Origin of the sequence: Salinarimonas soli (assembly GCF_008386575.1) — a bacterium.
Lineage (GTDB): Bacteria > Pseudomonadota > Alphaproteobacteria > Rhizobiales > Beijerinckiaceae > Salinarimonas_A > Salinarimonas_A soli.
The window spans coordinates 1-341 of the sequence record NZ_VUOA01000113.1 but is presented as its reverse complement, the minus strand read 5'-3'; the positions used below and the strand labels follow the sequence as shown (position 1 = coordinate 341).

Here is a 341-nt window from a genome sequence, read left to right as displayed (position 1 = left end):
CCGGCGCAAGGAGCTGCGCCGAAGGCGCTCCGAACCCGACCCCATCGGCCCCGAGTTGATCCGTCACGCTTGGCGTATCGGCCCTCAGTTGCTATCTCGGCCCTAGAGACCGCCTGCCTCGCGCCGGGCCGATGGCCCGCGCCAACCCGAAATCCCCATGTCCGCCCCCTCGATCGACAAGATCCGCAATTTTTCCATCGTGGCCCATATCGACCACGGCACGTCGACCCTTGCCGACCGGCTGGTCCAGACCACCGGCGCGCTGGCGGAGCGCGAGATGACGGAGCAGGTGCTCGACTCGGTGGACATCGAGCGCGAGCGCGGCATCACCATCAAGGCCC

The 341-nt window shown here is 68.0% G+C and carries 1 protein-coding gene; it reads left to right on the top strand.

All coding sequences use genetic code 11. The annotated features are described in order from the left end of the window. Window positions 1-157 precede the first annotated feature (157 nt). Window positions 158-341: GTP-binding protein (locus tag F0L46_RS25430; RefSeq protein WP_240540163.1), on the top strand; the 184-nt coding region annotated here is incomplete at its 3' end.